The following is an 858-nucleotide window of genomic DNA, read 5'->3' on the forward strand; positions in this document are numbered from 1 at the left end:
CACACGAAAACTCCGTTCTCTACCATCTCCGCACCAAGTTCGACCTCGAGACGCTCGAACAGGTTGGAAACACGCTCCTCCAGAAGGACATTCTCAACGTCCTTCCCCAGCAGGTGGAGGTCTGCGCAGACCTCCACCTGCGGCCCTACTACGGCGACGAAGACGATACAGACGGCCTGTATCACTCACAAGCGAAGCGTGGAACCACCGCGTTCCACGCGTACGCGACGCTGTACGCACGCGTGAAGAACAAACGCTACACGCTGGCGGTGCGCCGTCTCGAAGACGGCGACACCGCCAGCAGTGTCCTCGCAGAGTTCCTCGGTATTCTCGACGGCCTTGACCTCGGCGTCCAGGCCGTCTATCTTGACCGCGAATTCTACGACAGCAAGTGTTTAACGCTGCTTCAGGCGCACAACCACGCCTACGTCATGCCGATCGTGCGCTGGGGACGGACGATCAAGCGAGAACTCTCAGAAGGATGGAGTCGCGTGATTCAGCACAGTCTGACAGCGAGACTCGACGGTCACAGCTGGACCGTCGAGTTTCCCGTCTACATCGACTGTACCTACCAGAACGGACGGTACGACGAACATGGGGTGGCGCGTCACGGCTACGCCGCTGACGCGCCGTTCATCGACTCACTACGGGACGCTCGATACCACTACGCGAAACGCTTCGGTATCGAGGCAAGCTATCGACTCTCCGAGCAAAGTATCGCGACGACCACGACACAAAATCCGGTCGTACGGCTGTTGTACGTCGTGGTGAGCCTGCTGTTACAGAACGTCTGGCGGTATTTGCACTGGGAATACGTGGCGACGCCCCGCCGTGGGGGGCGTCGCGTCTGGGAGTGGT

General features: G+C 59.8%; 1 protein-coding gene. It reads left to right on the top strand.

Features of this window, described 5'->3' with window-relative positions:
- A partial coding sequence (locus C5B90_RS19920; RefSeq protein WP_115883634.1) for an ISH3 family transposase occupies positions 1-858 on the top strand: 858 nt, incomplete at both ends.

It is taken from the genome of Haloferax sp. Atlit-12N, assembly GCF_003383095.1.
In the GTDB taxonomy this organism is placed as follows: domain Archaea; phylum Halobacteriota; class Halobacteria; order Halobacteriales; family Haloferacaceae; genus Haloferax.